The organism is Type-C symbiont of Plautia stali (assembly GCF_059730935.1).
This window is the reverse complement of record NZ_AP035923.1, coordinates 2,310,464-2,335,674: the sequence shown is the minus strand read 5'-3', so window position 1 is coordinate 2,335,674 and position 25,211 is coordinate 2,310,464. Positions and strand designations below refer to the sequence as shown.

At 58.9% G+C, this 25,211-nt stretch carries 28 protein-coding genes; 12 read left to right on the top strand and 16 right to left on the bottom strand.

Translation table 11 applies throughout. From position 1 onward, the window contains the following. Nucleotides 1–170 precede the first annotated feature (170 nt). The 4 genes from AC6I7J_RS10940 (at nucleotide 171) to AC6I7J_RS10925 (ending at nucleotide 2,568) form a co-directional block, all read left to right on the top strand. Entirely contained in the window at nucleotides 171–410 is a 240-nt protein-coding gene (locus AC6I7J_RS10940; protein ID WP_021506211.1) for a DUF1289 domain-containing protein, read from the top strand. A 65-nt stretch (nucleotides 411–475) separates the two neighbouring features. Continuing rightward, nucleotides 476–1,372: an aldo/keto reductase gene (locus AC6I7J_RS10935; RefSeq protein ID WP_498005666.1), complete on the top strand. Its 897-nt coding sequence runs from the start codon at nucleotides 476–478 to the stop codon at nucleotides 1,370–1,372. A gap of 81 nt (nucleotides 1,373–1,453) precedes the next feature. After that, the gene (gene sodC / locus AC6I7J_RS10930; RefSeq protein ID WP_264248354.1) at nucleotides 1,454–1,972 is read left to right on the top strand and encodes a superoxide dismutase [Cu-Zn] SodC; all 519 of its coding nucleotides are present in this window, start codon (nucleotides 1,454–1,456) and stop codon (nucleotides 1,970–1,972) included. Nucleotides 1,973–2,100: 128 nt separating this feature from the next. Next, on the top strand, nucleotides 2,101–2,568 hold the full coding sequence (locus AC6I7J_RS10925; protein WP_021506208.1) for a hypothetical protein: 468 nt from the start codon (nucleotides 2,101–2,103) through the stop codon (nucleotides 2,566–2,568). Here AC6I7J_RS10925 and AC6I7J_RS10920 read toward each other — a convergent pair whose 3' ends face one another. From AC6I7J_RS10920 to AC6I7J_RS10910, 3 genes are read right to left on the bottom strand one after another with little or no spacing between them, the layout of a single operon-like run. Further along, nucleotides 2,569–4,569: an FUSC family protein gene (locus AC6I7J_RS10920; RefSeq protein ID WP_498005664.1), complete on the bottom strand. Its 2,001-nt coding sequence runs from the start codon at nucleotides 4,567–4,569 to the stop codon at nucleotides 2,569–2,571. Nucleotides 4,570–4,576: 7 nt separating this feature from the next. Then, the gene (locus tag AC6I7J_RS10915; protein WP_498005662.1) at nucleotides 4,577–5,434 is read right to left on the bottom strand and encodes an efflux RND transporter periplasmic adaptor subunit; all 858 of its coding nucleotides are present in this window, start codon (nucleotides 5,432–5,434) and stop codon (nucleotides 4,577–4,579) included. Nucleotides 5,435–5,440: 6 nt separating this feature from the next. Next, entirely contained in the window at nucleotides 5,441–5,677 is a 237-nt protein-coding gene (locus AC6I7J_RS10910; RefSeq protein WP_021506205.1) for a DUF1656 domain-containing protein, read from the bottom strand. Between the two features lie 150 nt (nucleotides 5,678–5,827). Between AC6I7J_RS10910 and slyA the strand changes: the two genes are divergently transcribed. Further along, the gene (gene slyA / locus AC6I7J_RS10905; protein WP_010618966.1) at nucleotides 5,828–6,265 is read left to right on the top strand and encodes a transcriptional regulator SlyA; all 438 of its coding nucleotides are present in this window, start codon (nucleotides 5,828–5,830) and stop codon (nucleotides 6,263–6,265) included. Between the two features lie 41 nt (nucleotides 6,266–6,306). Here slyA and slyB read toward each other — a convergent pair whose 3' ends face one another. Then, nucleotides 6,307–6,774 (bottom strand): outer membrane lipoprotein SlyB, encoded by a 468-nt coding sequence (gene slyB / locus AC6I7J_RS10900; protein WP_021506204.1) that lies wholly within the window; start codon nucleotides 6,772–6,774, stop codon nucleotides 6,307–6,309. 285 nt (nucleotides 6,775–7,059) lie between these two features. On the opposite strand from slyB, the gene anmK reads away from it, so the two are divergent. The 5 genes from anmK (at nucleotide 7,060) to pdxY (ending at nucleotide 11,525) form a co-directional block, all read left to right on the top strand. Further along, nucleotides 7,060–8,181: an anhydro-N-acetylmuramic acid kinase gene (gene anmK / locus AC6I7J_RS10895; protein ID WP_104092879.1), complete on the top strand. Its 1,122-nt coding sequence runs from the start codon at nucleotides 7,060–7,062 to the stop codon at nucleotides 8,179–8,181. Nucleotides 8,182–8,190: 9 nt separating this feature from the next. Then, on the top strand, nucleotides 8,191–8,520 hold the full coding sequence (locus AC6I7J_RS10890; protein WP_498005659.1) for an MliC family protein: 330 nt from the start codon (nucleotides 8,191–8,193) through the stop codon (nucleotides 8,518–8,520). Between the two features lie 20 nt (nucleotides 8,521–8,540). Further along, nucleotides 8,541–9,197 (top strand): pyridoxamine 5'-phosphate oxidase, encoded by a 657-nt coding sequence (pdxH, locus tag AC6I7J_RS10885; RefSeq protein WP_021506201.1) that lies wholly within the window; start codon nucleotides 8,541–8,543, stop codon nucleotides 9,195–9,197. Nucleotides 9,198–9,336: 139 nt separating this feature from the next. Further along, entirely contained in the window at nucleotides 9,337–10,611 is a 1,275-nt protein-coding gene (tyrS, locus tag AC6I7J_RS10880; RefSeq protein WP_414056838.1) for a tyrosine--tRNA ligase, read from the top strand. Nucleotides 10,612–10,664: 53 nt separating this feature from the next. Further along, nucleotides 10,665–11,525, top strand: coding sequence for a pyridoxal kinase PdxY (pdxY, locus tag AC6I7J_RS10875; protein ID WP_498005657.1), 861 nt, complete (start codon nucleotides 10,665–10,667; stop codon nucleotides 11,523–11,525). Between the two features lie 43 nt (nucleotides 11,526–11,568). On the opposite strand, the gene gstA is transcribed toward pdxY, so the two are convergent. From gstA to dtpA, 3 genes are all read right to left on the bottom strand, one after another. Beyond that, nucleotides 11,569–12,174, bottom strand: a complete 606-nt coding sequence (gstA, locus tag AC6I7J_RS10870; protein WP_181444756.1) for a glutathione transferase GstA — start codon at nucleotides 12,172–12,174, stop codon at nucleotides 11,569–11,571. Nucleotides 12,175–12,247: 73 nt separating this feature from the next. Further along, nucleotides 12,248–13,156 (bottom strand): LysR family transcriptional regulator, encoded by a 909-nt coding sequence (locus AC6I7J_RS10865; protein WP_058776276.1) that lies wholly within the window; start codon nucleotides 13,154–13,156, stop codon nucleotides 12,248–12,250. 122 nt (nucleotides 13,157–13,278) lie between these two features. Next, complete coding sequence (gene dtpA / locus AC6I7J_RS10860; RefSeq protein ID WP_058757699.1) at nucleotides 13,279–14,784, bottom strand: dipeptide/tripeptide permease DtpA; 1,506 nt, start codon at nucleotides 14,782–14,784, stop codon at nucleotides 13,279–13,281. A 664-nt stretch (nucleotides 14,785–15,448) separates the two neighbouring features. Here dtpA and AC6I7J_RS10855 point away from each other — a divergent pair. Beyond that, the gene (locus tag AC6I7J_RS10855) at nucleotides 15,449–16,135 is read left to right on the top strand and encodes a CTP synthase C-terminal region-related (seleno)protein (protein WP_127834031.1); all 687 of its coding nucleotides are present in this window, start codon (nucleotides 15,449–15,451) and stop codon (nucleotides 16,133–16,135) included. Nucleotides 16,136–16,180: 45 nt separating this feature from the next. On the opposite strand, the gene nth is transcribed toward AC6I7J_RS10855, so the two are convergent. From nth to ydgT, 9 genes are all read right to left on the bottom strand, one after another. Further along, nucleotides 16,181–16,813, bottom strand: a complete 633-nt coding sequence (nth, locus tag AC6I7J_RS10850; protein WP_021506194.1) for an endonuclease III — start codon at nucleotides 16,811–16,813, stop codon at nucleotides 16,181–16,183. Beyond that, on the bottom strand, nucleotides 16,810–17,511 hold the full coding sequence (locus AC6I7J_RS10845; RefSeq protein ID WP_498005654.1) for an electron transport complex subunit E: 702 nt from the start codon (nucleotides 17,509–17,511) through the stop codon (nucleotides 16,810–16,812). Before AC6I7J_RS10845 ends, nth begins: the two co-directional genes overlap by 4 nt. After that, nucleotides 17,508–18,140, bottom strand: a complete 633-nt coding sequence (rsxG, locus tag AC6I7J_RS10840; RefSeq protein WP_031279157.1) for an electron transport complex subunit RsxG — start codon at nucleotides 18,138–18,140, stop codon at nucleotides 17,508–17,510. Before rsxG ends, AC6I7J_RS10845 begins: the two co-directional genes overlap by 4 nt. Before the next feature lie 2 nt (nucleotides 18,141–18,142). Then, complete coding sequence (gene rsxD, locus AC6I7J_RS10835) at nucleotides 18,143–19,201, bottom strand: electron transport complex subunit RsxD (RefSeq protein WP_058780632.1); 1,059 nt, start codon at nucleotides 19,199–19,201, stop codon at nucleotides 18,143–18,145. Then, on the bottom strand, nucleotides 19,202–21,499 hold the full coding sequence (rsxC, locus tag AC6I7J_RS10830; RefSeq protein ID WP_498005652.1) for an electron transport complex subunit RsxC: 2,298 nt from the start codon (nucleotides 21,497–21,499) through the stop codon (nucleotides 19,202–19,204). It lies immediately after the preceding gene. Then, nucleotides 21,492–22,070, bottom strand: a complete 579-nt coding sequence (rsxB, locus tag AC6I7J_RS10825; RefSeq protein ID WP_021506189.1) for an electron transport complex subunit RsxB — start codon at nucleotides 22,068–22,070, stop codon at nucleotides 21,492–21,494. The genes rsxC and rsxB overlap by 8 nt, the downstream gene beginning before the upstream one ends. A 1-nt stretch (nucleotide 22,071) precedes the next feature. Continuing rightward, entirely contained in the window at nucleotides 22,072–22,653 is a 582-nt protein-coding gene (gene rsxA / locus AC6I7J_RS10820) for an electron transport complex subunit RsxA (protein WP_010618951.1), read from the bottom strand. Nucleotides 22,654–22,776: 123 nt separating this feature from the next. Further along, nucleotides 22,777–23,220 (bottom strand): DUF2569 domain-containing protein, encoded by a 444-nt coding sequence (locus tag AC6I7J_RS10815; protein WP_058758460.1) that lies wholly within the window; start codon nucleotides 23,218–23,220, stop codon nucleotides 22,777–22,779. A 109-nt stretch (nucleotides 23,221–23,329) separates the two neighbouring features. Beyond that, nucleotides 23,330–23,545: a transcription modulator YdgT gene (ydgT, locus tag AC6I7J_RS10810; protein ID WP_010618950.1), complete on the bottom strand. Its 216-nt coding sequence runs from the start codon at nucleotides 23,543–23,545 to the stop codon at nucleotides 23,330–23,332. 674 nt (nucleotides 23,546–24,219) lie between these two features. Here ydgT and ytfQ point away from each other — a divergent pair. Beyond that, nucleotides 24,220–25,176, top strand: coding sequence for a galactofuranose ABC transporter, galactofuranose-binding protein YtfQ (gene ytfQ, locus AC6I7J_RS10805; protein WP_498005650.1), 957 nt, complete (start codon nucleotides 24,220–24,222; stop codon nucleotides 25,174–25,176). The last annotated feature ends 35 nt before the right edge of the window (nucleotides 25,177–25,211 follow it).

Sequence of the window (25,211 nt, the reverse complement as noted above, 5' to 3'; positions counted from 1 at the left end):
GGAAAACCTTAACCGCGTCTCCTTACCTGATTGATTCCCTGACTATTGCCACGGTGACGGACGCTGGCGTGGTTGTCGCCGTGTACAGTATCAGCAATAACGGTTTATGCCTTGCACTATGTCACTAAGCTGTTATCAATAAGAGTGGATAGGTTCATTGCGGAGGTGATGTGGCTGAGCAATTAGAGTTTTTTCCGGTTCCGAGCCCCTGTCGCGGTATCTGCCAGAGCGATGCGCGCGGCTATTGCCGTGGCTGTCTGCGCAGCCGGGAGGAGCGCTTCAACTGGATGAAATTCAGCGATGCGCAAAAACGCGAGGTGCTGCGCCTGTGTCGTCAGCGCCTGTTGCGCCTGCAGCGTCAGCAAAAAGTGGATGAAAATCCTGATCCACAGCAACCGGAGCTGTTTTAAGAAAACGCGACGTGCGCATTTGGTTATACTCGCGCTTTCGCTATTGCGCAGAAGGGAGTTTAACCATGTTACAACCGCACGCTATTGCCCCACAGGGACCCGCTTTTTCGCCGCTGATCGCCGGTTACTGGCGGCTGATGGAGTGGGGCATGACGCCGCAGCAGCTGGTGCAGTTTATTGAGCATCATCTGGCATTGGGCATCACCACCGTTGACCACGCCGACATCTATGGCGACTATCGCTGTGAAGCCGCGTTCGGCGAAGCGCTGCGCCTGGCACCGCAGCTGCGTCAGCAACTGCAAATCGTCACCAAGTGCGGCATTGCCACCCGCGCGAAACCGGAACATAAAATCGGTCACTACATCACCGAAGCCAGCCACATCCTGCACAGTGCGGAAAATTCGCTGCGCCACTTTGCCACCGATTATCTCGATCTGCTGTTGATTCACCGTCCGGATCCGTTAATGGATGCGGATGAAATCGCCGACGCCTTCCTGCAGCTGCATCAGAGTGGCAAGGTGCGTTATTTTGGCGTGTCCAACTTTACCGCTGCGCAGTTCACGCTGCTGCAATCCCGTCTGCCGTTTAGCCTGGTCACCAATCAGCTGGAAATCTCACCGCTGGAGCAGTCGGCGCTGCTCGACGGCACGCTCGACCAGTGCCAGCAGACGCGTATGCGCCCGATGGCGTGGTCGTGCCTCGGTGGCGGCCGCCTGTTTAACTATCCGCACTACCAGCCGCTGCGCGATGAGCTGGAACAGGTGCGTCAGGAGATCGGTGCCAGCAATATCGAGCAGGTGGTGTATGCCTGGGTAATGAAGCTGCCCAGTCGTCCGCTGCCGATTATCGGTTCCGGTAAAACCGCGCGCGTCAGCGACGCAGTGAAAGCCTGTGAACTGACGCTGGATCGTCAGCAGTGGTTCCGTATTCGCAAGGCGGCACTCGGCTACGATGTGCCCTGAAGCGTAAATCTGCGTCAAACTACGGCAGCCTGGGCAAAAGCGGTCCAGGCTTAGAGGGAATCTGAACCGTAAGGAGACGTTATGAACAAAACCATTATGGCCGTGCTGACGCTGGCGTGTGCTGCCGGTGCACACGCGGCGTCAGAAGACGTGACGCTGCATCAGGTGACGGCGCAGGGTATCGGTGAGTCGATCGGTAAGGTGACCATCAGCGAAACCCCGTATGGCCTGCAGTTCGCGCCGGCGCTGAGCGGGCTGAAACCTGGCATTCATGGCTTCCACGTCCACGCCAAAGGCAGCTGTGAGCCCGGCGAATCCGCCGGCAAAACCGTGGCGGCCGGCGCGGCGGGCGGTCACCTCGATCCGCACAACAGCGGCAAGCACCTCGGTCCGTACGCTGACGGTCACCTCGGCGATTTGCCCGCGCTGTATGTCACCGACGACGGCAAAGCCAGCTATCCCGTGGTGGCGCCGCGTCTGAAATCGCTAAGCGAGATCAAAGGCAAAGCGTTGATGGTGCACGTCGGCGGCGATAACCATGCTGACCATCCGCAACCGCTTGGCGGTGGCGGGGCGCGTCTGGCCTGCGGCGTGATCTGACTACCGGGCGGCGACGGGCCTGACCCGCCGCCGCCGCGCAGAAAAATTCTGACCCATTTTCCTGCTACTCAGCGGCAACATTCCATCCTATGATGTTGATTCAGGAACGGAACCGCTCAGGGGCAGGCATGAAAACGCGTGGGATTTTGCTGTTGTGTTTAGCGCTGGTGGGCTGCGATCGCCCGAATGATACCCAGCTGCGACTGGAGGCCAGCCGTCAGCTGCAGCGAGATATAGATACCAATCCGCTGCGTGCCAGTTGTGAAAATATTGCCCGCGGCCGCGAATGGCTGACGCAGCATACCCTACAGCGGCTGCAAGCCAAAGGCTGTCAGAACGTCCTGCGCAGCGCCACCGAAACCAATTTCACCCATACCGAAATCCGCCGTCACAGCATCACCGTGGTGTGCGGCGGCATTCAGGGCACCAGTTTTACCGGCAGCACGCTGGCACGGCGCTTTATCTACTCGTCGGATGAGAAAGCGCTGGTGATCGAACCGATGTCCGAGCAGGATAAAACCCGCTTTGAAGGGCAGAAGACCCTGCAGCAGCTGCACGATGACTTTGATCGGCAGTTTACCCAGTACTGTGAATGATCAATCCGGCACCGCCTGACGCAGCTGCGCCAGCGAACAGCGCAGGCGCCACAAAATACCCGCCAGGGTATTCGCGTCGCTCTCCGGCTGCCCCTGAAGCTGATCAATGGCCTGCTGCAGCGTATCCAGCGCGGTCTGCAGCGAGTCGTGACGCACACCGCGCAAACTCATAATACGCTGCAAATCCTGCAGACTGCTGTCGCGCAGCTGCGCCAGCGCCGGTGAGCGGGGTTGCCAGGCGCGCAGCTGCCAGACAATGTGCGAACAGTTCAGCAGCACCACGCCCCAGCGCAGCAGCCACAGGCGCGCCTGCTCATCACGGCTGTGGCTCAGCTGGCTGATGTGATGATAAATCTGCGATTCAAACCGGCTTTCACTCAGACGCGGCTGGCGACGTAGCTGATCGAGAAAAGCGTGGCGCAGCGCCGGGATATGGCGCCGGCTGCGGCGCGCATCAGAACCCGGCTGTAACACCTGAAACGCCAGCCACGCCAGCAGGACGCCACACACTTTTGCCAGGTTATCGTTAAGGAAGCTCTGGAAATCCCAGTCTGGCGGATTACTTACCGCGATAAACGATCCCATAAACACAATAAACTGGCCCCAGAGCGCGGCGCGTTGCTTCTGCTGCAGCTTAAACAGTTGCAGCGTCAGCAGCAGCGGGAACAGCAGCAGCAAAAACTGCCACAGCGCGCTGATTTGCACCATCAGACCAAACTGCAGCACAAAGCTGAACAGCGACAGCCACAGCAGCGTTTTCAGCAGCAGCGACACGCTGCCGCCGGGCGAAGGCGATGACGAGTAGAGCACGCAGGCAATAGCGGTAAGCGTCAGCGCGGCGGCGCCAGCGTCCCACTGGGTCCCAATCCAGAACGCGCAGCCCAGCATGATCACGCTAAACGTGCGCAGCGCACTCCAGCCAGCTTCGGCACTGTCGCTGGCACGTGCCAGTGCCGGCGCGTAAGGCGGCTGGAAACGGGTGTCAGCGTCGGCGCGCTCAATCAGGCGAATCCAGCGCTCCACATTCAGCCACACCCAGCAGAAGTAGCGCAGCCGCTGGACAAAAGCACGCCGGCGGAAATCACCGTGCACGTCCGGCGTGATGCTGCGCAGAATCTGCGCCAGACGGTATTTATCACACTGCGGCTGCGCCAGTTCGTGCAGCAGCTGTTGCATTGCGCTGTACAGCACCGGCGGCGCGTCGGGCCAGTTAAGCAGCATGCGCCGCAGGCTGGAGAGCACGCTGGTCAGGCGCAGCTGCTGATGCAACACGTAGTTAAGCACGTTATTTTGCCGGCGGAAGCGATAGTGGCTCCAGAAGGCCTGAATGCGCAGCAAATTCATGGTAAGGATCTGGCTGATCACCGTTTCGTGGGCGGTGCGCACATTTTCTGTGCTGCTCTGCTGCAACAGCAGCACCGCGTGGTCAAGCAGGCGGGTGTGCATCTGGCGCAGCGATAGCATCAGTGCGCTGCCGTCCGAGGTGCTGGGCAGGATCATCATCATCAGCCCGGCGCAGAGAATCCCGACGATCACTTCGCACACGCGCGCCTGGGTGATGTCCCACAGCTGGCTGACGTCGCTAACGTTAACGCTGCTGAAGGCGATAATCGCGGCGGTGTAACCGGCCAGTGAAAAGGCGTAGGCCACATTGTTTTGAAAATGGCTGGCGACCCAGGTGCAGAGCGCCAGCCAGCCGGCCATGAAAAAGGCAAACAGCCACGGTTCGTTGAGCGTATGGCCGGCAATCAGCAGCGCGGCGCTGGCACCGAGCAGGCTGCCGACGATGCGGCCCAGGCTTTTGCTGATGGCACCGCCGACGGTGGGGAAACTCACCACCGCGGCGGACGTCATGGCCCAGTAAGGCTGATCCAGCTGCAGCGCATACGCCAGGGTGAGCGCCAGACACATCGCGATTGCGTTACGCAACGCATAGCGCCACTCGCCGCCGGTTGCCTTTATCCACGGCAGATTGTGCCAGGCCAGCCACTGCAGATTCATACCGGCCTCAGTGCGCGACAGAGATGGTGCAGGTGGTACCGGCCACCAGCGGCACATTATCCGGTACCGCGTTTAGCCGGATACGCACCGGGACGCGCTGCGCCAGCCTGACCCAGGGCACGTTGGGTTTGATATCAGGCACCAGACCGCCGTCGCTGGCGATGCTTTGATCGTAAATGGCGCGCCCGATGCTCTCCACCTGGCCCTGCAGTCGTGCGCCGTTGCTATACAGCACGATTTGCGCCGCCGCGCCGGGCTGGATGTGGCGCAGTTTGGTCTCTTCGAAATAGCCCATCACATAGTAAGAGTGGCTGTCGACCAGCGCGAACAGTGGCGTACCGGCCGTCGCGTAATTGCCGGCACGCAGCGTCAGGTTACTGACCCAGCCGTCGGTCGGCGCCGTCACCGTGGTTTGCTGCAGGTTCCAGCGCGCCTGATCGAGCATTGCCTGTGCGGCTTTCGCTGTGGCGGCCGCTGCATTCGCGTTGAGGCGCGCCGCGTCCATATCTTCAGCGGAGATCACGTTACGCGGCAGGCTGGCACGGCGATCCGCCTCATGCTGCGCTTCGGCGAGGTCGGCCTGCGCCTTCGCCAGCTGGGCCTGCGCATTGGCCAGCGCAATCTGCCACGGCACCGGATCGAGCGTCAGCAGCACCTCGCCTTTATGCACGAACTGATTGTCGCGCACGGCCAGCGTGCTGATACGGCCGGAGACCTCGGGCGTCACGTCCACCAGTTCAGCGCGCACTTTGCCATCGCGAGTCCACGGGGCCTGCATGTAGTAGTTCCACATCCACCAGCCTGCGAGCAGCGCCAGGGTAAACACCACAAGGGTAGAAAAGTACTTAAAGGGGTTGAATTTCATGGTGATTTATCCGAGGCTCAGTATCCACAGTGCGCCGCTCACGCACAGAACAAACAGTGAGAGATCCATTAAGGTGGGGTGCCAGACATCGCCGGAGTAGATCCAGCCGCGCAGCAGCGGATGAATCAGCAGCCAGAAAAAGAAGCCCAGCAGCACCGCTTTGAACAGCGGCGGGAAGAACAGTGAGGCACCGAACACCAGATCGGTCAGCGGTGCCGTCGCGGTGAGCGCGAAGATTGACACGTGGCATCATCCTTTTTACCCGGGCACGGTTAAATCAAGTGTAGACAGCGGGCGTGCCGTCTGGCCCGGGATTTGTAATTTGTCCTGTAAACTCGCAGAATAGTGTAAAATCTGGCTTGATAGCTAGCAAGCTAATTATAAGGAGATGAAATGGATACGCCGCTTGGAACAGATCTGTCTCGCCTGGTGCGCATCTGGCGCGCGTTGATCGACCAGCGTCTGAAGCCGCTTGAGTTGACACAAACCCACTGGGTGACGTTGCACAATATTCATCAACTCCCGCCAGAGCAGTCGCAGATTCAGCTGGCGAAAGCCATCGGTATTGAGCAGCCGTCGCTGGTGCGTACGCTGGATCAGCTGGAAGAGAAGGGGCTCATCACCCGCGCCACCTGCGCTAACGATCGCCGCGCCAAGCGCATCAAGCTGACCCGCCAGGCTGAGCCGATCATTGAGCAGGTCGAAAACGTGATCGACGCGACGCGTGACGACATCCTCTCCGGCATCAGCCTCGAAGAGATTAATCAGATGGTGACGCTGATTGCCCGGCTGGAAAAAAACATTCTCGAGTTGCAGAACCGCGAGAAATAAAAAAACCGACGCACTGGCGTCGGTTTTTTTTATCTGTGCGCTTAGCGCGGAGAGACGGTGACCTGGCTGCCGTTGGAGGCCATCACCACGCGCTGGCCGACCGAGTAACGGCTGGCGGACTGCTTCTGCACCACCATAATGGTATTGCCGTCATCCTTACGGATCTCCAGCTCTACGCCGTCAGATTTGTTGAGCGCACCCTGCACGCCCTGACCGGCTACGCCGCCCAGTACCGCACCGCCGGCCGTTGCCAGACTGCGCCCCGCGCCGCCGCCGATGGTGTTACCGAGGAAACCACCCAGCACCGCACCGCCAATGGCACCGATCACATTACTGTCATCGCCGCCCTGAATTTTTACCGGACGCACGGATACCAGCGTACCGTATGAGACGCTTTGAACCTGCTTGGCTTCGCTGGCGCTGTAAACATCGCCGGAAAGGGTATCGTTATTAACACAGCCAGCCAGCGTGATACCCGCCAGGGCTACGGCTACGAAACGCTTAATCATGAGAAAGCTCCTTAATGCAAAAAAACGCCATATTCTCGTCCTGTACTGCAACAGTATAAGTCAGAAAATGGTCAATTGACGCGATGTCCGAACAATATGCGGCTGGGCCGAAGCATAGACCACCGCCCATCAACAAAAATTCAATTGCCGGATGAAAATAGTTTGCTGCCGGAATGCGTGTCGCAGCGCAGTTGAAAAGCGGAAATTTATCATAGAATTAGCCCCGGTAATTTGCCAGGCTAAACACAGATGCATTGCAGGCCCGCAAACGGGTAAGGAAGCGCTATGAAATCAGGACGCTATATCGGCGTGATGTCCGGCACCAGCCTGGACGGCGTAGACGTCGTGCTGGCCGCGATCGACCAGCATATGGTGGCGCAACAGGCCAGCTACTGCCATCCCATCCCGCTGGCGCTGCGTCAGCAGGTGCTGGCGATTTGTCAGGGACAGACGCTGACGCTGTCCCAGCTCGGTCAGCTTGATACCCGGCTCGGCCAGCTGTTTGCGGAAGCCGTACTGACGCTGATGCAGCAGCAGGCGCTGGAGGCCAGCGATATCATGGCGATTGGCTGCCACGGCCAGACGGTGTGGCACGAGCCGCAGTCGGCGGCACCGAATACGCTGCAAATTGGCGACAATAACCAGATCGCTGCCGCGACCGGCGTTACGGTGGTGGGCGATTTTCGCCGCCGCGACATGGCGCTGGGCGGCCAGGGCGCGCCGCTGGTACCGGCTTTTCACCAGGCGCTGCTGATGGACAGCGTTGAACGGCGCATGGTGCTGAATATTGGCGGCATCGCCAATCTGTCGCTGCTGATCCCCGGTCAGCCGGTGCGCGGCTTTGATACCGGGCCGGGCAATATGCTGATGGATGCGTGGATCTGGCGCCACAAAGGCCTGCCGTTTGATAAAGATGCCGGCTGGGCGCGCAGTGGCCAGGTCGTGCCCGCGCTGCTGGAGCAGATGCTCGGCGATCCGTGGTTTGCGCTGCCGCCACCCAAAAGCACCGGTCGGGAATACTTTAACTTGGGCTGGGTAGAACAGCAGCTGCAGCGCTTCCCGGCGCTGGCCCCGCAGGATGTGCAGGCAACGCTGTGCGAGCTGACCGCGCTGACCATTGCCCATCAGGTTCAGCTCAACGATGGCTGCGATCGTCTGCTGGTTTGCGGCGGCGGCAGTCGCAATCCGCTGCTGATGGCGCGGCTGGCCGCGCATCTGTCCGGCACTGAGGTGGGCACCACCGATCAGGCCGGTATCAGCGGTGATGATATGGAGGCGCTGGCCTTTGCCTGGCTGGCGTTCCGCACCCTGTCCGGGCTGCCGGGCAATCTGCCGGCGGTGACCGGCGCGCGCGAAATGAGCGTGCTGGGCGCCATCTATCCCGCCAATCCCCATGCAATACGTTAAGGAGCAAACATGAAGAAGATGATCGTGCTGGCCGGCACCCTGACCTTACTCAGCGGCTGTGGTATCTGGCATAAACCCGCACCCGCGCCAGAGACGTTACATTACCAGTGTGGCACGCTGCCGCTGACGGTCAATCTGGACAACGCGAAGCAGCAGGTGAGCTTTATTCTGGACGGCAAACCACTCACGCTGACCCAGACGGTGTCTGCCTCCGGCGCGCGCTACAGCGATGGGACCTACGTTTTCTGGTCAAAAGGCAATCGCGCCTTTGTTGAACGCAACGATAAAATCGTGATTAATGATTGTGAACTGCAGAACGCGGATGCCTCCGCACAGTAAGAGAGAACCGGGATACCAGCATGAGCGACAGTGACAGCTTGCAACACATTGCCCACCTGCGTCGGGAGTACACGCGCGGCGGGCTGCGGCGCAAAGATTTGCCAGATACTCCTCTGGCGCTGTTTGAGCAGTGGCTGCAGCAGGCGTGCGCCGCGCAGCTGCCCGATCCCACCGCCATGACGGTGGCGACGGTGGACAGCAGCGGCCAGCCCTATCAGCGCATCGTCCTGCTTAAACACTACGATGAGCAGGGCATGGTGTTTTACACCAACCTCGGCAGCCGTAAAGCGCTGCAGCTGGCGGACAATCCGCGCATTTCCCTGCATTTCCCCTGGCACTTCCTTGAGCGTCAGGTAATGGTGCTGGGCGAAGTGGAGAAACTATCGCCGCTGGAAGTGCTGAAGTACTTCCACAGCCGTCCGCGAGACAGCCAGATTGGTGCCTGGGTATCGAAACAGTCGAGCCGGATTTCCGCGCGCGGCGTGCTCGAGGGCAAATTCCTTGAGCTGAAGCAGAAGTTTCAGCAGGGGGAAGTGCCGCTGCCGAGTTTCTGGGGCGGATTCCGCGTCAGATTCCACACCATGGAGTTCTGGCAGGGCGGCGAACATCGCCTGCATGACCGCTTCCTTTATCAGCGTGATGGCAGCGGCTGGACAATCGACCGTTTAGCACCGTAAAACTGCGTTTTATCCCCTTTCAGCGCTGGCGCACGGCTCGTCAGCGCTTTATGCTATAGCCCTCATTTTTTTCGTATCCGCACGTCAGCGGACAGCTGTGTACCAGCATAGGTGCAGTCTGATCAATTTGGAGTCAGTGATGACCAGCAGTAACCTGATACAACAATTGCAAGAGAGAGGCTTAGTAGCCCAGGTAACGGACGAGGAAGCGTTAGCAGAGCGGCTGGCGCAAGGGCCAATTGCACTCTATTGCGGCTTTGATCCCACCGCTGATAGCTTGCACTTGGGCCATCTGGTGCCGCTGCTGTGCCTGAAACGTTTCCAGGATGCCGGCCACAAGCCGGTGGCCCTGGTCGGCGGTGCCACCGGCCTGATCGGCGATCCCAGCTTTAAAGCGGCCGAACGTAAACTCAATACCACGGAAACAGTCAACGAGTGGGTAGAGAAGATCCGCAAACAGGTTGCGCCTTTCCTCGATTTTGACTGCGGCGACAACAGCGCCATCGCGGCCAACAACTATGACTGGTTTGGCAGCATGAACGTGCTGACCTTCCTGCGCGATATCGGTAAGCACTTCTCGGTCAACCAGATGATCAACCGTGAAGCGGTGAAGATGCGCCTGAACCGTGAAGATCAGGGCATCTCCTACACCGAGTTTTCCTACAACCTGCTGCAGGGTTACGACTTTGCCGAACTGAACAAGCGCTACGACGTGGTGCTGCAGATTGGCGGCTCCGACCAGTGGGGTAACATCACCTCCGGCATCGATCTGACGCGTCGTCTGCATCAGCAGCAGGCGTGGGGACTGACGGTGCCGCTGATCACCAAGTCGGACGGCACCAAATTTGGTAAAACCGAAGGTGGCGCGGTATGGCTGGATGCGAAGAAAACCAGTCCGTACAAGTTCTACCAGTTCTGGATCAACACCGCCGACGCCGACGTCTATCGTTTCCTGAAGTTCTTCACCTTCATGAGCATTGAAGAGATCAATGCGCTGGAAGAAGAAGACAAAACCAGTGGCAAAGCGCCGCGCGCGCAGTATGTGCTGGCTGAGCAGGTGACGCGTCTGGTGCACGGCGAAAGCGGTCTGAGCGCGGCGAAGCGCATCACCGACAGCCTGTTCTCCGGCAGCCTGAGCGATATGACCGAAGCGGACTTTGAGCAGCTGGCACAGGATGGCATGCCGACCATTAGCCTGAATGCGGACGACGATCTGCAACAGGCGCTGGTGGCGGCGGAACTGGTGCCGTCACGCGGCCAGGCGCGCACCATGATTGGCTCCAACGCGGTGTCTGTCAACGGTGAGAAACAGTCTGATGCCGAGTATCGTTTCAGCGACAGCGACAAACTGTTTGGTCGTTACACGCTGCTGCGTCGCGGCAAAAAACACTACTGCCTGATTAGCTGGCAGTAAGGTGCAAGGGCCGGTCTCCGGCCCTTTTTTATGGCAAGCAGTACAGGGCAATAATGAAAAATATCCTCGCAATCCAGTCTCACGTGGTTTATGGCCACGCCGGTAACAGCGCGGCCGAATTCCCGATGCGACGCATGGGCGCCAACGTCTGGCCGTTAAACACTGTGCAGTTTTCCAATCACACCCAGTATGGTCACTGGACCGGCACCGTCATGCCCGCCACCCATCTGACCGATATCGTCAGCGGGATCGCCGCCATCGATCGTCTGAAAACCTGCGATGCAGTGCTGAGCGGCTATCTCGGCTCGGCGGAGCAGGGCGAACAGATCCTGGAAATCGTGCGTATGGTGAAGGCGGCGAATCCTGACGCCTGGTATTTCTGTGATCCGGTGATGGGCCATCCGGAAAAAGGCTGTATCGTCGCGCCCGGCGTGGCGGAGTTTCATTGCAAGCAGGCGATGCCGGCCAGCGATCTTATCGCGCCGAACCTGCTGGAGCTGGAGATGCTCAGTGGCCAGACGGTCGCTAACGTGGAACAGGCGGTGGTTGCCGCTCGCGCATTGATTATGCAGGGGCCGCGCGTGGTGCTGGTGAAACACCTGGCGCGCGCCGGACGCCGTAGCGATCGCTTTGAAATGCTGCTGGTCACCGCCGATCAGTGCTGGCACATCAGCCGTCCGCTGGTGGATTTTGGTGTGCGTCAGCCGGTGGGGGTTGGCGATCTGACCAGTGGCTTGTTGCTGGTTGACCTGCTGCACGGCAAATCGCTGCAGGATGCGCTGGAACATGTCACGGCGGCAGTATATGAAGTGATGCTGAAAACCCACGAGATGGGCGAGTATGAACTGCAACTGGTGGCGGCGCAGGATGCGATTGCGCAACCCACGCAGCACTTTGCGGCAGAACAGCTATAATCGCTGCTAATCAACAGGCCGGCCAGCACGCCGGCCTGTGGCGTCAGACCAGACCTTCAGCCTTCAGTGCGGCCTGAACCGCCGGCCGTGCGTCCACCCGCGCAAACCATGCCTCCAGCGCGCTCAAACCTTCGAGATTCAGTTTGATGGCTTTTGCCCAGCGCGTAACCACAAACAGATAGACATCGGCGACGGTAAAGCGTAACCCCATCAGCCACTGTTTATCCTGCAGCGCGTCGTTAACGCGCTGAAATTTCTGCTCCAGCTGTGCACGCACTATGGCTTTGTACTCTTCCGGCGTATCCGGACGGAACAGCGGGGAAAAGGTTTTGTGCAATTCGCTGCTGATGTAGCTCAGCCACTCCAGCGTGTGATAGCGCGTCAGGCTGCCGGTCGGTGCCAGCAGGTTGCGATCCGGCTTGAGATCCGCCAGATACTGCACAATCGCCACGCCTTCCGTCAGTATGCTGCCGTCATCAAACTGCAGCGCGGGAACCTGTCCTTTGGGGTTTATCTGCCAGTAATCTTCTCCGCGCTCGGTGACTTTCTTCTGCAGATCGACATTGACCTGCGTAAAATCCAGCCCGCATTCGCGCGCAACGATATGCGGCGAGAGCGAACAGGCACCGGGCTTACAATAGAGTTTCATCATGGCCTCTCCTGATGAGTTGTTGTGATGTCAGCAGCATAAAACTGCCAGAAATTTTTACCAGTGACAGCGATCAGGAATTGCGGGCGGGCGCGGGAAATTCAGCGGCCGCCTGCAGTCGCGGCGGCAGTGCCGTGAGCGCGAAATCCCAGAAACAGCGTACCTTGGGCGCCATGTTTTTCACCCGCTGCGCCACCAGATGCACCGGCAGCGGTGCCGGCTCCCACTCGCTCAGCAGGCGGATCAGCGTGCCAGCCTGCAGTTCATCTATCACCTGATAAGACAACAGACGGCCAATGCCCTGGCCACTGCGCAATGCATCCAGCTGGCTGGCGATATCATTGACGCGCAGGCGTGGGGTGATGCGCACACGCAGGTCGTGCGCGAAGCGCCACTCACGGGTATGGCGCACGCCTGCCACCAGCGCATGCATGCTGAGCTCAGCCGGATGGGCTGGGATTCCGGCCTGGCGAAGGTAGTCCGGGCTGGCGACCAGCATCGAGCGTACGCTGCCGACGTTGCGCGCCACCATCGACGAATCCTGCAGCTCGCCAATGCGCACTGCAATATCCAGCCCGTTTTCAATCAGGTCCTGATAGCTGTCGCTTAGAATCAGTTCGATTTGCATTTCCGGATGCTGTTGCAGAAAGGCATTGACCAGCGGCATCACGTGGCGACGGCCACACATCACCGGGGCGGTAATGCGCAGCAGGCCGTGCAGTCCGCTGTGGTGGGCGCTGTCGAGCGCGCTCTGGTAATCGTTAAGCAAGCGCTGCGCCTGCTCAAACAGCTGCCAGCCGCTCTCGGTGGGAGCCAGCTGGCGCGTGGTGCGTTCAATCAGGGTGGTACCGAAACGTGCTTCCAGCGCATTCAGCGTGCGGGTAATGACCGGCGGCGAACGCTGCAATACGCGCGCCGCGCCAGCCAGGCTGCCCTGCTGAATCACCGCAACAAACACCTGCAGCTCGTCAAATCTGTCCATGAGCCATTCCCGATCTCAGCCGTGCAAGGCGAGCATAAAAAGCGTGTTGCTTAAACTACAGCGGAAAGCAGGGGTTGTGAAGGGGGATAAAAAAAGCCGGGCTTAGCCCGGCTCAGAAACGATTACTGGTTGGCGCTGGCGCGCTTCAGTTCTGCCTGCGCGTCATCCTGCGTCATGCGGTTGAGCAGCGGGGCGGTAATCAGCATCAGCAGGGCGATTACGCCAGTGGCGATACCAATCTGCTGGAACACCTGGCTATACACGGCCAGTGAGGCGTGAGGATCGGTGACGTTTTCCGGCACCGCCATCAGGTTCGCTACCTTACCGGCAATCATCGCGGCGCCAGCGGTGGTGAGGAACCAGGAGCCCATAATAAAGCCCATCAGACGCTGCGGCACCAGCTGCGCCACCATCGCCAGGCCGAGACCGGAGATCATCAGCTCACCGATACTCTGCAGCGCGTAGCTCAGAATCAGCCAGTTTACCGAAACGATACCCGCCTGGTTCGCGAATTTCGCGCCAAACGGCAGCACCAGGAACGCTGCAGAGCACAGCACCATGCCAATGGCAAACTTGTGCGGCATCGGCAGCTTATCGCCAAGCTTGTTATAGACTGCCGCCAGAATCGGGCTGGCCACCATGATCCAGAACGGATTGAGCGCCTGGAACTGTTCCGGCTCAAAGGTGATACCGAGAATCGCGTGCTCGACGTTACGGATGGCGAAGAAGTTCAGCGAGGTTGGCATCTGCATGTACAGCACGAAGAACACAATGGCTTCGACCATCAGCAGGAATGCAACGATCATTTTGCGGCGTGCCGCACCGTGCAGCGCAAAGGCTTCTTTGGCAAACACCAGCACGATACCGATCGCGATCACGCCCAGCGTCATGCGGGCAATGCTCTGATGATGCAGCAGCCAGGTGGCCAGTGCGATCAGCGCAACCACGCCGACAAGGGTCATCAGCAGCTTACCGACCTGCAGCGGCGCAAAGTCTGGTTTGGAGCCGTAATTCTTCACCAGGCGCTGGCAGAACAGGAAGTTCAGCAGGGTGATCACCAGGCCCACCACCGACAGCGAAAACGCCGCGCCCCAGCCATATTTGGCCGCCAGCCACGGAGTCAGCATCATCGAGAACAGCGAACCGATGTTGATCGACATGTAGAACATGGTGAAGGCACCGTCGATGCGCGGATCGTCTTTCTCGTAGCAGGTCGACAGCAGTGAAGAAGGGTTAGCCTTAAACAGCCCGCTACCCACGGCAATGGTCGCCATGCCGACATACACCATGGTAGTGTCATGACCGGAGAAGGCAATCATCGCATAGCCCAGCGCCAGCACAATGACGCCGAGAATAATCACGCGTTTGGTGCCGAGCACTTTGTCGCCCAGCCAGCCGCCAATGGCCACCAGGCCGTAAACCAGTGCGCTGAACGAGGTGAACAGGGTGATGGAGTCCGCTTCGGACATCCCCAGCTGTTTCACCAGATAGACCGCCATGATGGCTTGCAGACCGTAGTAGCCAAAACGCTCCCACAGTTCGATGGAGAAGATCAAATAGAACGCTTTCGGCTGGCGGAAGGCGTTAAGGCTTACCGCCTCATCAGTGTGTTTGTTTGCAGTTGACACGTATACCTCAGTTTATACATCGCCTGTTTTACAACAGGAATTAAGTCTGCGTCGGGCTGGGTAATCCCGCGCAACATTGTTATTAGAAAGGAAAAACGGCGCCTAATTTGGCTGAATCAGGCCAACAGGGCAAGCATTTTCTGCACGCTGAAATACTTGTTACAGGCAGGGTTATAACCAGGATAATAACTTGTAAATCAGTGTTAAATATCACTGCGTGACATTATAGCAGGATAATTGTTCTTGTTGCAGATCGGTTGATGGATTTTCCTGAGATAAACTGCTTTTCCTGCTCTGGGCAGGACATAATATTATCCAGCCCATTCAGATGGATGAATCCCCTGATTTTTGCCGAAGAAGTAAGCGCAATTGTCTGATTGTTGAGCACAATAAGCGGTTGACAGTTCGCCGCAGGCTAATTTGTTGATCCTGCGCACAAAATTATCAATTAATTAGAAATGTAAAAAAAGAAAACGATTGCTGCTCTCCCGTTTGCCGACAATTTCACCACTTAATCGCAGCTTTCATTGTATAAGCTCTGCAACGCCCCCGGCGGCAGTGACCTGTTGCGCCAGGCAGGGGGAAGATGGATAGCCGATCGCCAGCCCTTAGACAGCCTGAAGAAATTGCTGTAACCTCGTTTTTTCCCTGCAAGGAACTCATCATGAAGCAGTCCGTTCGTGTCGCTCTCGTGGGCGATTACCGTGCCAGTGCTGTCGCGCACCAGGCTATTCCTCCCGCTGTTCAGCTTGCCGCAACCTCTCTCTCACTTAACGTAACCGCCGACTGGATCGCGACGCCGGAAATCGATCTGCCGCGTCTGCACGACTATGATGCCGTCTGGGTGGTGCCTGGCAGTCCCTTCCTGAATGATGCCGGTGTGTTCGACGTCATTCGCTGGGCGCGCGAAAGCGGTAAACCCTTTTTAGGCTCGTGCGCCGGCTTTCAGTATGCGGTGGTGGAGTACGCGCGCAACGTGCTGGGCTGGGAGGATGCTGGTCATGCCGAGACCGACCCTGACGCGCGCTGGGTGATTGCGCCACTGGCCTGCTCGCTGGTCGAGCAGCGCGGTGAGGTCACGTTTGAGCCGGGTTCGCGTATTGCTCAGGCCTACGGCGCGCTGCAGAGTAACGAAGGCTATCACTGCAACTTTGGCGTTAACGCTGAGTTCAGCGAGGCGCTGGCCACGCGCAATCTGCGTATTACCTCATGGGATCTGGAGGGGGATGTGCGCGGGGTAGAGCTGACCGATCATCCGTTCTTTGTCGCCACGCTGTTCCAGTCTGAACGCGCCGCGTTACAAAACCGGCTGTCACCGCTGGTCGTGGCGTGGCTGCAGGCGGCGCAATAACGGTTAATAAGCGATCTACGGCGCGCAGCGTCGCGCCGTTACCGATCAGTCGGTCTTTTCCGTGAACTCACACAAATCTTCAATCAGGCAGGAGCCGCAGCGCGGTTTACGCGCCACGCAGGTGTAGCGACCGTGCAGAATCAGCCAGTGATGGCAGTCAACCTTAAAGTCGGCCGGCACCACTTTGAGCAGCTTCTGCTCCACTTCCTCAACGTTTTTACCCGGCGCAAAGCGGGTGCGATTGCTGACGCGGAAAATGTGGGTATCCACGGCAATGGTGGGCCAGCCAAAGGCGGTATTGAGCACCACGTTGGCGGTTTTGCGCCCGACGCCGGGCAGGGCTTCCAGTGCCGCGCGGTCTTCCGGCACCACACCGCCGTGCTGCTCCAGCAGGATGCGGCAGGTTTTGATGACGTTTTCCGCTTTGCTGTTAAACAGGCCAATGGTCTTGATGTACTCTTTAACGCCTTCCACGCCGAGCGCCAGCATTGCCGCTGGCGTATTGGCCACCGGATAGAGTCGGGCGGTGGCTTTGTTGACGCTGACATCGGTTGCCTGTGCCGACAACAGCACAGCGATCAGCAGCTCAAACGGTGAGCTGAAATTCAGTTCGGTGGTCGGATGGGGATTGGCGTCACGCAGTCGCGTGAGGATCTGCAGGCGTTTATCCTTATTCACACAGCCTTCCCGGTTTCGCCCTGCGGCGCGGCAGCAGCAGCGTCCAGCTGACGTGCGGCGCGCTGCTTCATTTTCTGATCGATCAGGTATTTGCCGGCCAGCAGCATACCGAGGCCGATAAACGCACCCGGCGGCAGCATCGCCAGCAGCATCGGTGAATCAAAATGCATCACTTCAATACGCAGCGCTTTAGCCCACGGCCCCAGCAGCTGGTCAGCGCCATTGAACAGCGTGCCGTTACCAATCAGTTCACGAATCGAACCCAGCGTCACCATGGCGCAGGTAGCGCCCATACCGATGGCAAAGCCATCCAGCGCGGAGAGGGGAATACTGCTTTTCGATGCCACCGCTTCCGCGCGTCCCACCACAATGCAGTTGGTGACGATCAGCGGGATAAAGATGCCCAGCGACTGATACAGGCCATAGGCATAGGCGTTGATCAGCATCTGCACGCAGCTCACCACCGAGGCGATGATCATCACGTAGATCGGAATACGAATTTCACCCGGCACCCAGCGGCGCGAAGCGGAAATCGCACTGTTGGTGATGGTCAGTACCAGCGTGGTTGCCAGTCCGAGGCCCAGCGCGTTAGTGGCGGTTGAGGTCACCGCCAGCAGCGGACAGAGCCCCAGTAGCTGCACCAGCGCCGAGTTATTCTTCCACAGTCCGCCAATCAGTAAATTTTTCGCTTCACTCATGGTGCATCTCCACATTCAGGCAGCGAAGCGAGCTTCGCTGGCAGCGTTTCAATCAGCAGCGCCGTGCGTTTGGTGGCGTTGACCACCGCGCGCGGCGTGATGGTAGCGCCGGTAAACTGGTCAAATTCGCCACCGTCTTTTTTCACGGCAAAGGCTTTATCGTCGGCACCGTGCACCACTTTGCCGTTAAAACTGTTGATCCAGTCGGAAATTCGCAGCTCGATTTTATCACCCAGACCCGGCGTCTCATGATGTTCAATTACGCGTACGCCCAGCACTTTGCCGTGAAAATCGGCGCCGACCAGCATCTGTATCGCGCCAGAATAGCCGTCGGGGGCAGTGGTCTCAAGTGCGGCGGCCACCGGTTGATCTCCTTTGCGCGCCACATACAGATGATGCGGTTTGTCGTTGCCGAGCGCGCGGGCATCGGTCACCAGCAGACACTCCTGCTGAATATTGTTGTCGTACAAATCGGTGGGCACCACCTGGTCGAGCAGGTTTTTCTGCTGCAGCGCGGTCTGGTGATCTACCGTCGGTTTGGTGACATAGTTGACCACCGCCGTCACGCCGGTGGTGATCACGGCAAACATGCCCAGCGTGAACGCGTTTTTACGAATGGTTTCGATCATCATCAATCCCTGCGATGTCCATACACGCGCGGCTGCGTGTAGTAGTCAATCAGCGGCACGCAGATGTTGGCGAGCAGCACCGCAAAGGCGACGCCATCTGGATAGCCACCGAAGCTGCGAATCAGCCACACCAGCAGGCCAATCAGCGCACCGTAAATCAGCCGGCCACGGTTGGTAGTGGACGCGGTGACCGGATCGGTGGCAATAAAGAACGCACCGAGCATGGTCGCCCCGGAGAACAGATGCACCAGCGGCGAGTTCAGCGACTGCGGCGCGAACAGCCAGCCGAGCGTGGCGCACAGCGCCAGCGACAGCAGGAAGCTGAACGGGATATGCCAGCGAATGGCGTTCTTCGCCAGCAGCAGCATGCCGCCGAGCAGATAGCCGAGATTGACCCACTGCCAGCCGAGGCCGGCCAGAACGCCGCCATAAATCGGCTGGGCCAGCAACTGTTCGGCGCTGTGCCCGGCGCGCAGGCCGGTTTTAAAGGTATCCAGCGGCGTGGCCTGGCTCACGCCATCCACACCCAGCTGCAACTGCTGCATGGTGTCACCGGCCAGCGTGTGGCCGGTAAAAATCATACTGAGTGAGTCCATCAGGCCAGGTTTAATCGCCTGCAGTACGTCCGGCGGCAGCCAGCTGGTCATCTGCACCGGGAAGGAGATCAGCAGTACCACATAACCGACCATGGCCGGATTGAACGGGTTCTGGCCGAGGCCGCCGTACAGTTGCTTGGCGATAACCACGGCAAATACGGTACCGAGCACCACCAGCCACCACGGCGCCAGCGGCGGCAGGCTGATGCCCAGCAGCAGCGCCGTCAGCAGGGCAGAGTTATCCGCCAGCGTCGGCACTACCGGCGCGTGACGCAGGCGCAGAATTACGCCTTCAGTGATCCATGCGGTAGCGACCGCCAGCAGCACCTGAATCAGGAAGCCGATGCCGAAGAAATACCACTGTGCCGCCATGCCAGGCAGCGCGGCCAGCACCACCAGCAGCATGATGTTGCCGGTGCTGCGGCGGTTATGGGTATAAGGCGAACTTGCAATACGAAAAGCCATTTAGTCCTCAGTCGTCGAAGGCTGCTGCTGCGCTTTACGCGCTTTGGCACGGGCGACCGCTGCGGCAATCGCCGCTTTGCGTGGGTCGGCGGAGTCAGGAGAGGCAGCGGCCTCCACTTCAGGGGATGCGGCGGGCGCGTCGGCTGTCTGCTGCGCTGCGGCCGCGGCTTTCTTCGCTTTGGCACGGGCGATAGCGGCTTCGACTGCGGCTTTGCGCGGATCGACCTCAGCCGCTGGCGTTTCCGCTACCGGTTCAGCGTTGGCCGGCGTCTGCGCGGCGGCAGCTTTCTTCGCTTTGGCACGGGCGATAGCGGCTTCGACTGCGGCTTTGCGCGGATCGACCTCAGCCGCTGGCGTTTCCGCAGCTGGCTCAGCATCGGCCTGAGTCTGCGCCGCCGCAGCTTTCTTCGCTTTGGCGCGGGCAATCGCCGCCTCGACCGCCGCTTTGCGCGGATCGACCTCAGCCGCTGGCGTTTCCGCTGCCGGCTCAGCGTCGGCCGGCGTCTGCGCCGCCGCCGCTTTCTTCGCTTTGGCGCGGGCGATAGCGGCTTCAACCGCCGCTTTGCGCGGATCGCTTTCTGCGGTCGTGGTGTCAGCGGCTGGCTGTGCTGGCGCGGCCACTTTTTTCGCTTTAGCACGCGCAATGGCGGCTTCCACGGCGGCCTTGCGCGGGTCAATGGCCTGGCGGCTTAGCGGTTCGGTTTCAGCCTGCTTCTCGGCCTGCTGCGCCAGCGCCTGCGCATGGCGCGCTTCGCGTTCGGCGGCTTCCTGTTCCGGCGTTTTGGCCTGACGCGCTTTCACGCGCCCGGTTGCCGCTTCCAGCTCGGCTTTATCGCTGCGCGCAACCCGCTGTTTGGCCTGCTCATGGCGCGCTTCCCGCGCCAGTTTTTCCCGCTCAAGGCGTGCCTGACGCGCTTCAAAGCGTGCTTTGGCTTCGGCGGTGCGTTTGGCCTCCAGATCGATGGCGCGCAGTTCGGCTTTTTCCTGACGGTAATACTGCACCAGCGGAATATTGCTGGGACAGACATACGCACAGGCACCGCACTCAATGCAGTCATCAATGTGATGGGCGCGCGCTTTGTCATGATCGCCACCCTGACTGTACCAGTACAGCTGCTGCGGCAGCAGTTTTGCCGGGCAGGCGTCAGCGCAGGCGCTGCAACGGATGCAGGACTGTTCTTCCTGTGGTTGCCCCATCTCGCTGGCCGACGGTGCCAGAATACAGTTGGTGATCTTCACCACCGGCACGTTGAGGGACGGCAGGGTAAAGCCCATCAGCGGCCCGCCCATGATCACCATCTGGCGCGCGCCCGGCGTGAAACCGACCTGTTGCAACAGATGGCTTACCGGGGTACCGAGACGACCCCAGACATTAAGCGGCCGGGCAATGGCCTCGCCGGTCAGCGTCACCACGCGCTCTGTAATCGGTTCGCCATTGACAATGGCGCGCTTCACCGCCCAGGCGGTGCCGACGTTCTGCATCAGCACGCCAATGTCGGTGGAGCGTCCGCCGTGCGGCACTTCCCGCCCGGTGAGAATTTTGGTCAGCTGTTTGGCACCGCCGGAAGGGTATTTGGTTGGGATCACCCGCAGCTGCAACTCGCGGTCACCGGCCAGCGCCTGTTTCAGCGCGGCAATCGCCTCCGGCTTATTATCTTCAATGCCAATCAGCACGCGTTCCGCCTGCAGCACCCAGGCGAGGATGCGGCAGCCTTCCAGCACTTCCGCCGCACAATCCTGCATCAGGCGATCGTCCGCCGTGATGTAAGGTTCGCACTCGGCGGCGTTGATGATCAGCGTGTTGACGCCACGCAGTCCGCCGCGCAGTTTGGTGGCGGTCGGGAAGCCCGCGCCGCCGAGGCCTGCAATACCGGCATCGTGGATGCGTTTCACTACCGCGTCCCGACCCAGCGCGCGATAGTCCGGCTGCGGATCGAGCGGCATCCAGCGGTCTTCGCCATCGGCGCGCAGGAAAACGCACAGCTCGGACAGGCCGGAAGGGTGCGCGGTCATGTGTGGCGCGATGGCTTCAATGGTGCCGGAAGTGGGCGCGTGCACCGGCAGCATCCGGCCGCTGCCAAAGGTCAGCGGCTGGCCGCGCAGCACCTTATCGCCCGGCGCGACACAGATTTCGCCTTCGTGGCCAATATGCTGTTTCAACGGAATAATGAACTGTTCAGGCAGCGGGAGCTGGCTGAGCGGCGTGCCGCTGGACTGGGTTTTCATTTCCGGCGGGTGAATGCCGCCTTCGAAATCCCACAGCTTCTCTTTGCGCAGCAGCGATAACAGATTAAGCATGATGTTCTACCGGGATCACCCGTACAGGTATGGTGTCGAGATCCCACTTCCAGTTGGCGGTGGTGGTGGCAACCGGGCGCATCTCAATACAGTCGGTGGGACAGGGCGCGACGCACAGGTCGCAGCCAGTGCAGACATCGCTCAGCACGGTGTGCATGGCGCGCGTGGCACCGACGATGGCGTCAACCGGACAGGCCTGAATACATTTGGTGCAGCCAATGCAGTTGGCTTCGTCAATCCACGCCACGGTGCGAACCGGCGTCAGCACTTCCGCGCCGCCGTCCAGCGGCTGCGGTTCAACGTTGAGCAGTTCGGCCAGCTTCAGCATGGTCTGTTCGCCGCCCGGCGCACATTTGTTAATGGCTTCACCGTTATTGCCCACCGCATCGGCGTACGGACGGCAGCCGGGATAGCCACACTGGCCGCACTGACTCTGCGGCAGAATCGCATCGATCTGCTCAACAATCGGGTCTTCTTCTACTTCAAAGCGGCGCGAGGCGTAGCCCAGCAGGGCACCAAACACCAGTGCCAGCGCCGCCAGAACAGCAATAGCAATCCAAATCGCGGTCATATCAGAATTTCACCAGACCGGTAAAGCCCATGAACGCCAGCGCCATCAGGCCAGCGGTGATCAGGGCAATGGAGTTTCCTTTGAACGGTGCCGGCACGTTGGCCAGCACCAGACGTTCACGCATGCCAGCGAACAGCACCATCACCAGCGAAAAGCCGAGTGACGCACTGAAGCCGTACAGCGCCGCCTGCAGGAACGTGTGGTTGAGGTTGACGCTCAGCAGCGGCACGCCCAGCACCGCGCAGTTGGTGGTGATCAGCGGCAAAAAGATACCGAGCAGGCGATACAGCGACGGGCTGGTTTTACGCACCACCATTTCGGTGAACTGCACCACTACCGCAATCACCAGGATATAGGCCATGGTACGCAGGTACACCAGATCAAGCGGCAGCAGAATCAGGTGATTCACCAGCCAGGCGCAAATCGACGCCAGCGTAATGACGAACGTGGTGGCAAGTCCCATGCCAATGGCCGTTTCCAGTTTTTTTGACACGCCCATAAAAGGGCAAAGGCCGAGGAATTTGACCAACACGAAGTTGTTCACCAGCACTGTGCCAATAAAGAGCAGTAAGTAATCGGTCATTTTTTAACCTGGGAAGCCGAAAGGCGTTTATTATCCGGAATTGAGAGGTGCATCTCAACCTTTGCGCGATTCGTGCGCTGGCTGAGAGCACTCAGAATTAAATTCCTGACGAAAAGAGCGTCATCAGGGCTGAATAAAGGTCTGTTTGACCCGCTGTGAGCGTTTGAAGTAGGGCACAAAGACTGCCGCCGAGAGCAGGGCCAGCAGCAATGTCTGGATCGCTTTCCCATCGGCCACCGGCGTAAAAGCGAAGGTTTTCAGCGCCAGCAATACGGTCATCAGCAGCCAGAGAATGTAGTGACGTGGCAGACGGCGCGAACGCTGACAAAAGATCCAGCACACCCAGATGCTGTACAGCCACACCGCGGCGGCGGTGAGTAAGGACACCAGCCACTGCGTCATTAAAATACTGGCGTGAGAAAACAGCGTGGTGCGCAGTTCCGTGTCAAACAGCGGCCGCAGATAGAGCGCCACCACCAGCGCGCTGGTCAGCATCGTCATAATCAGCCAGGCCAGCGGCAGCAGCAGCCAGCCGGCAATACGCGGCGGGTTTACCGATTCGGACATGTTGTTCATCCTGATGTAAGAAAAAAGACGAGGCAGAGCGTACCATGTCCAAACGGGTCACGCCCGATTCGGACAGCGCACCAGGGGCAGAAACAGAGATAAGCGCGCTTTACACCACGTAGCGCCAGACGGATTTCGGCACACAGCCGAGGTCATACAGACGGCCACCTGAGGCGAGTTCAGCACGGCGGTGATCGGCGGCGCGGTACATATTAATGATCTCGTTATCATCAGTGAGCGAATAATTGAGGTGATCGTAGAGTTTTTCCAGACTCTCAAGATTATTCACTTTACGAAATTTCAGCAGGTAATCGAGCGCAGTCATGATTGCCATAAAAGATAGAGAACGGGGAAGTGCTCAAGTATAGGGAGCACGCGGCCAGAGTCCAGACACCGCGGTTAAAAAAATTCAAAATTCAGACAACGTGCGCTAATTCGCTCATCAAAAGGGACTTTTTTACGCTTTTATCTTTTTTAACGCGCATTTTCCTGCGCGTCAGGCGCGTTTTTGGCCCCGTTAACCGGGGGCTGGTGAGAAAATTTAACAGCTGCCTTAAACGGTATTCCAGACGCTATTTTTAGCACTTTTGTTGCGCTTATTTTGAAACGCAGCAGGCGCGAAAAAGCGATTTATCTGTAGCGAGTGACGCACAAGGGTGCAGCTGTGATGAAACGTCAAATCGCAAGTGTGCGAATTATCACAAAACAGAACATTGCCTGCCGCGCGCATGAATAACCATTCTTTACGTGTCCGTTGTAATCGTTTCCAGTGCCTGCGGTCATAACCGCTTCTGTTTATTACAGTTATTTAACCTCCGCTGACATAAAGTTCAGGCGTTTTGTCCATAAGCTGAGTCAGCTGTCTGACACGCTGATGCGCGTAACCCCTTTAATTCATTCTGTTTTGTGAGGTGTGTCGCGCTTGTTTTAGCGCAATTGCGCCAGGCTTGAAGCGCGTTTGTACCCCTACAGCACACTCCCTTCAGAGGAATGAAAATTATGTGGAAACGTTTACTCTTGACCACCATGGTCAGCGCCGCACTCAGCACATCGGTTCTGGCTGCCGACATGACGGTGGGCTTCTCGCAGGTCGGTTCTGAATCCGGCTGGCGTTCGGCCGAAACCAACGTGGCAAAAAGTGAAGCGCAAAAGCGCGGTATCACCCTGAAAATTGCCGATGGTCAGCAGAAGCAGGAGAACCAGATCAAAGCGGTGCGCTCGTTTATCGCTCAGGGCGTTGACGCCATCTTTATCGCGCCAGTGGTTCAGACTGGCTGGGAACCGGTGCTGGAAGAGGCCAAAGACGCCAAAATCCCGGTGTTCCTGCTGGACCGCGCCATCGTGGTGAAAGATAAATCGCTGTACATGGCGGTGGTGACGGCCGACAACGTGCTGGAAGGCAAACTGATTGGTGACTGGCTGGTGAAAACCGTCGGTGACAAGCAGTGTAAGGTGGTGGAACTGCAGGGTACCGTCGGTGCCAGCGTGGCGATCGACCGTAAGAAAGGCTTTGCCGAAGCCATCGCCGGCCATAACAACATCAAAGTGATTCGCTCGCAGTCCGGTGACTTTACCCGCAGTAAGGGTAAAGAGGTGATGGAGAGCTTCATCAAAGCCGAGAACAACGGCAAAAACATCTGCATGGTGTATGCGCATAACGACGACATGGCGATCGGCGCCATCCAGGCAATTAAAGAAGCCGGCCTGAAGCCGGGCAAAGATATTCTTACCGGCTCGATTGATGGTGTACCGGATATCTACAAAGCGATGCTGGCCGGCGAGGCCAACGCCAACGTTGAGCTGACGCCGGACATGGCTGGCCCGGCGTTTGACGCGCTGGAGAAATTCAAAAAAGACGGCACGCTGCCGCCGAAAATCATCAAAACCGAATCAAAACTGTTCTTACCGGCTGACGCTCAGGCGGAGCTGGATAAGAAAAAAGGCATGGGTTACTGATCCCCGCAACCGCCCTTCGGGGCGGTTTTTATGAC

Excerpts from the sequence above, each read along its gene's own strand:
- rsxG (WP_031279157.1), bottom strand. The coding sequence starts at position 18,140 with ATGATCGAAACCATTCGTAAAAACGCGTTCACGCTGGGCATGTTTGCC.
- AC6I7J_RS10865 (WP_058776276.1), bottom strand. The coding sequence starts at position 13,156 with ATGGACAGATTTGACGAGCTGCAGGTGTTTGTTGCGGTGATTCAGCAG.
- gstA (WP_181444756.1), bottom strand. The coding sequence starts at position 12,174 with ATGAAACTCTATTGTAAGCCCGGTGCCTGTTCGCTCTCGCCGCATATC.
- pdxH (WP_021506201.1), top strand. The coding sequence starts at position 8,541 with ATGAGCGACAGTGACAGCTTGCAACACATTGCCCACCTGCGTCGGGAG.
- AC6I7J_RS10815 (WP_058758460.1), bottom strand. The coding sequence starts at position 23,220 with ATGTCCGAATCGGTAAACCCGCCGCGTATTGCCGGCTGGCTGCTGCTG.
- slyA (WP_010618966.1), top strand. The coding sequence starts at position 5,828 with ATGGATACGCCGCTTGGAACAGATCTGTCTCGCCTGGTGCGCATCTGG.
- anmK (WP_104092879.1), top strand. The coding sequence starts at position 7,060 with ATGAAATCAGGACGCTATATCGGCGTGATGTCCGGCACCAGCCTGGAC.
- AC6I7J_RS10920 (WP_498005664.1), bottom strand. The coding sequence starts at position 4,569 with ATGAATCTGCAGTGGCTGGCCTGGCACAATCTGCCGTGGATAAAGGCA.
- ytfQ (WP_498005650.1), top strand. The coding sequence starts at position 24,220 with ATGTGGAAACGTTTACTCTTGACCACCATGGTCAGCGCCGCACTCAGC.
- pdxY (WP_498005657.1), top strand. The coding sequence starts at position 10,665 with ATGAAAAATATCCTCGCAATCCAGTCTCACGTGGTTTATGGCCACGCC.
- AC6I7J_RS10925 (WP_021506208.1), top strand. The coding sequence starts at position 2,101 with ATGAAAACGCGTGGGATTTTGCTGTTGTGTTTAGCGCTGGTGGGCTGC.
- tyrS (WP_414056838.1), top strand. The coding sequence starts at position 9,337 with ATGACCAGCAGTAACCTGATACAACAATTGCAAGAGAGAGGCTTAGTA.
- AC6I7J_RS10845 (WP_498005654.1), bottom strand. The coding sequence starts at position 17,511 with ATGAGTGAAGCGAAAAATTTACTGATTGGCGGACTGTGGAAGAATAAC.
- rsxA (WP_010618951.1), bottom strand. The coding sequence starts at position 22,653 with ATGACCGATTACTTACTGCTCTTTATTGGCACAGTGCTGGTGAACAAC.
- AC6I7J_RS10935 (WP_498005666.1), top strand. The coding sequence starts at position 476 with ATGTTACAACCGCACGCTATTGCCCCACAGGGACCCGCTTTTTCGCCG.
- slyB (WP_021506204.1), bottom strand. The coding sequence starts at position 6,774 with ATGATTAAGCGTTTCGTAGCCGTAGCCCTGGCGGGTATCACGCTGGCT.
- AC6I7J_RS10915 (WP_498005662.1), bottom strand. The coding sequence starts at position 5,434 with ATGAAATTCAACCCCTTTAAGTACTTTTCTACCCTTGTGGTGTTTACC.
- ydgT (WP_010618950.1), bottom strand. The coding sequence starts at position 23,545 with ATGACTGCGCTCGATTACCTGCTGAAATTTCGTAAAGTGAATAATCTT.
- AC6I7J_RS10890 (WP_498005659.1), top strand. The coding sequence starts at position 8,191 with ATGAAGAAGATGATCGTGCTGGCCGGCACCCTGACCTTACTCAGCGGC.
- rsxD (WP_058780632.1), bottom strand. The coding sequence starts at position 19,201 with ATGGCTTTTCGTATTGCAAGTTCGCCTTATACCCATAACCGCCGCAGC.
- rsxC (WP_498005652.1), bottom strand. The coding sequence starts at position 21,499 with ATGCTTAATCTGTTATCGCTGCTGCGCAAAGAGAAGCTGTGGGATTTC.
- AC6I7J_RS10855 (WP_127834031.1), top strand. The coding sequence starts at position 15,449 with ATGAAGCAGTCCGTTCGTGTCGCTCTCGTGGGCGATTACCGTGCCAGT.
- rsxB (WP_021506189.1), bottom strand. The coding sequence starts at position 22,070 with ATGACCGCGATTTGGATTGCTATTGCTGTTCTGGCGGCGCTGGCACTG.
- sodC (WP_264248354.1), top strand. The coding sequence starts at position 1,454 with ATGAACAAAACCATTATGGCCGTGCTGACGCTGGCGTGTGCTGCCGGT.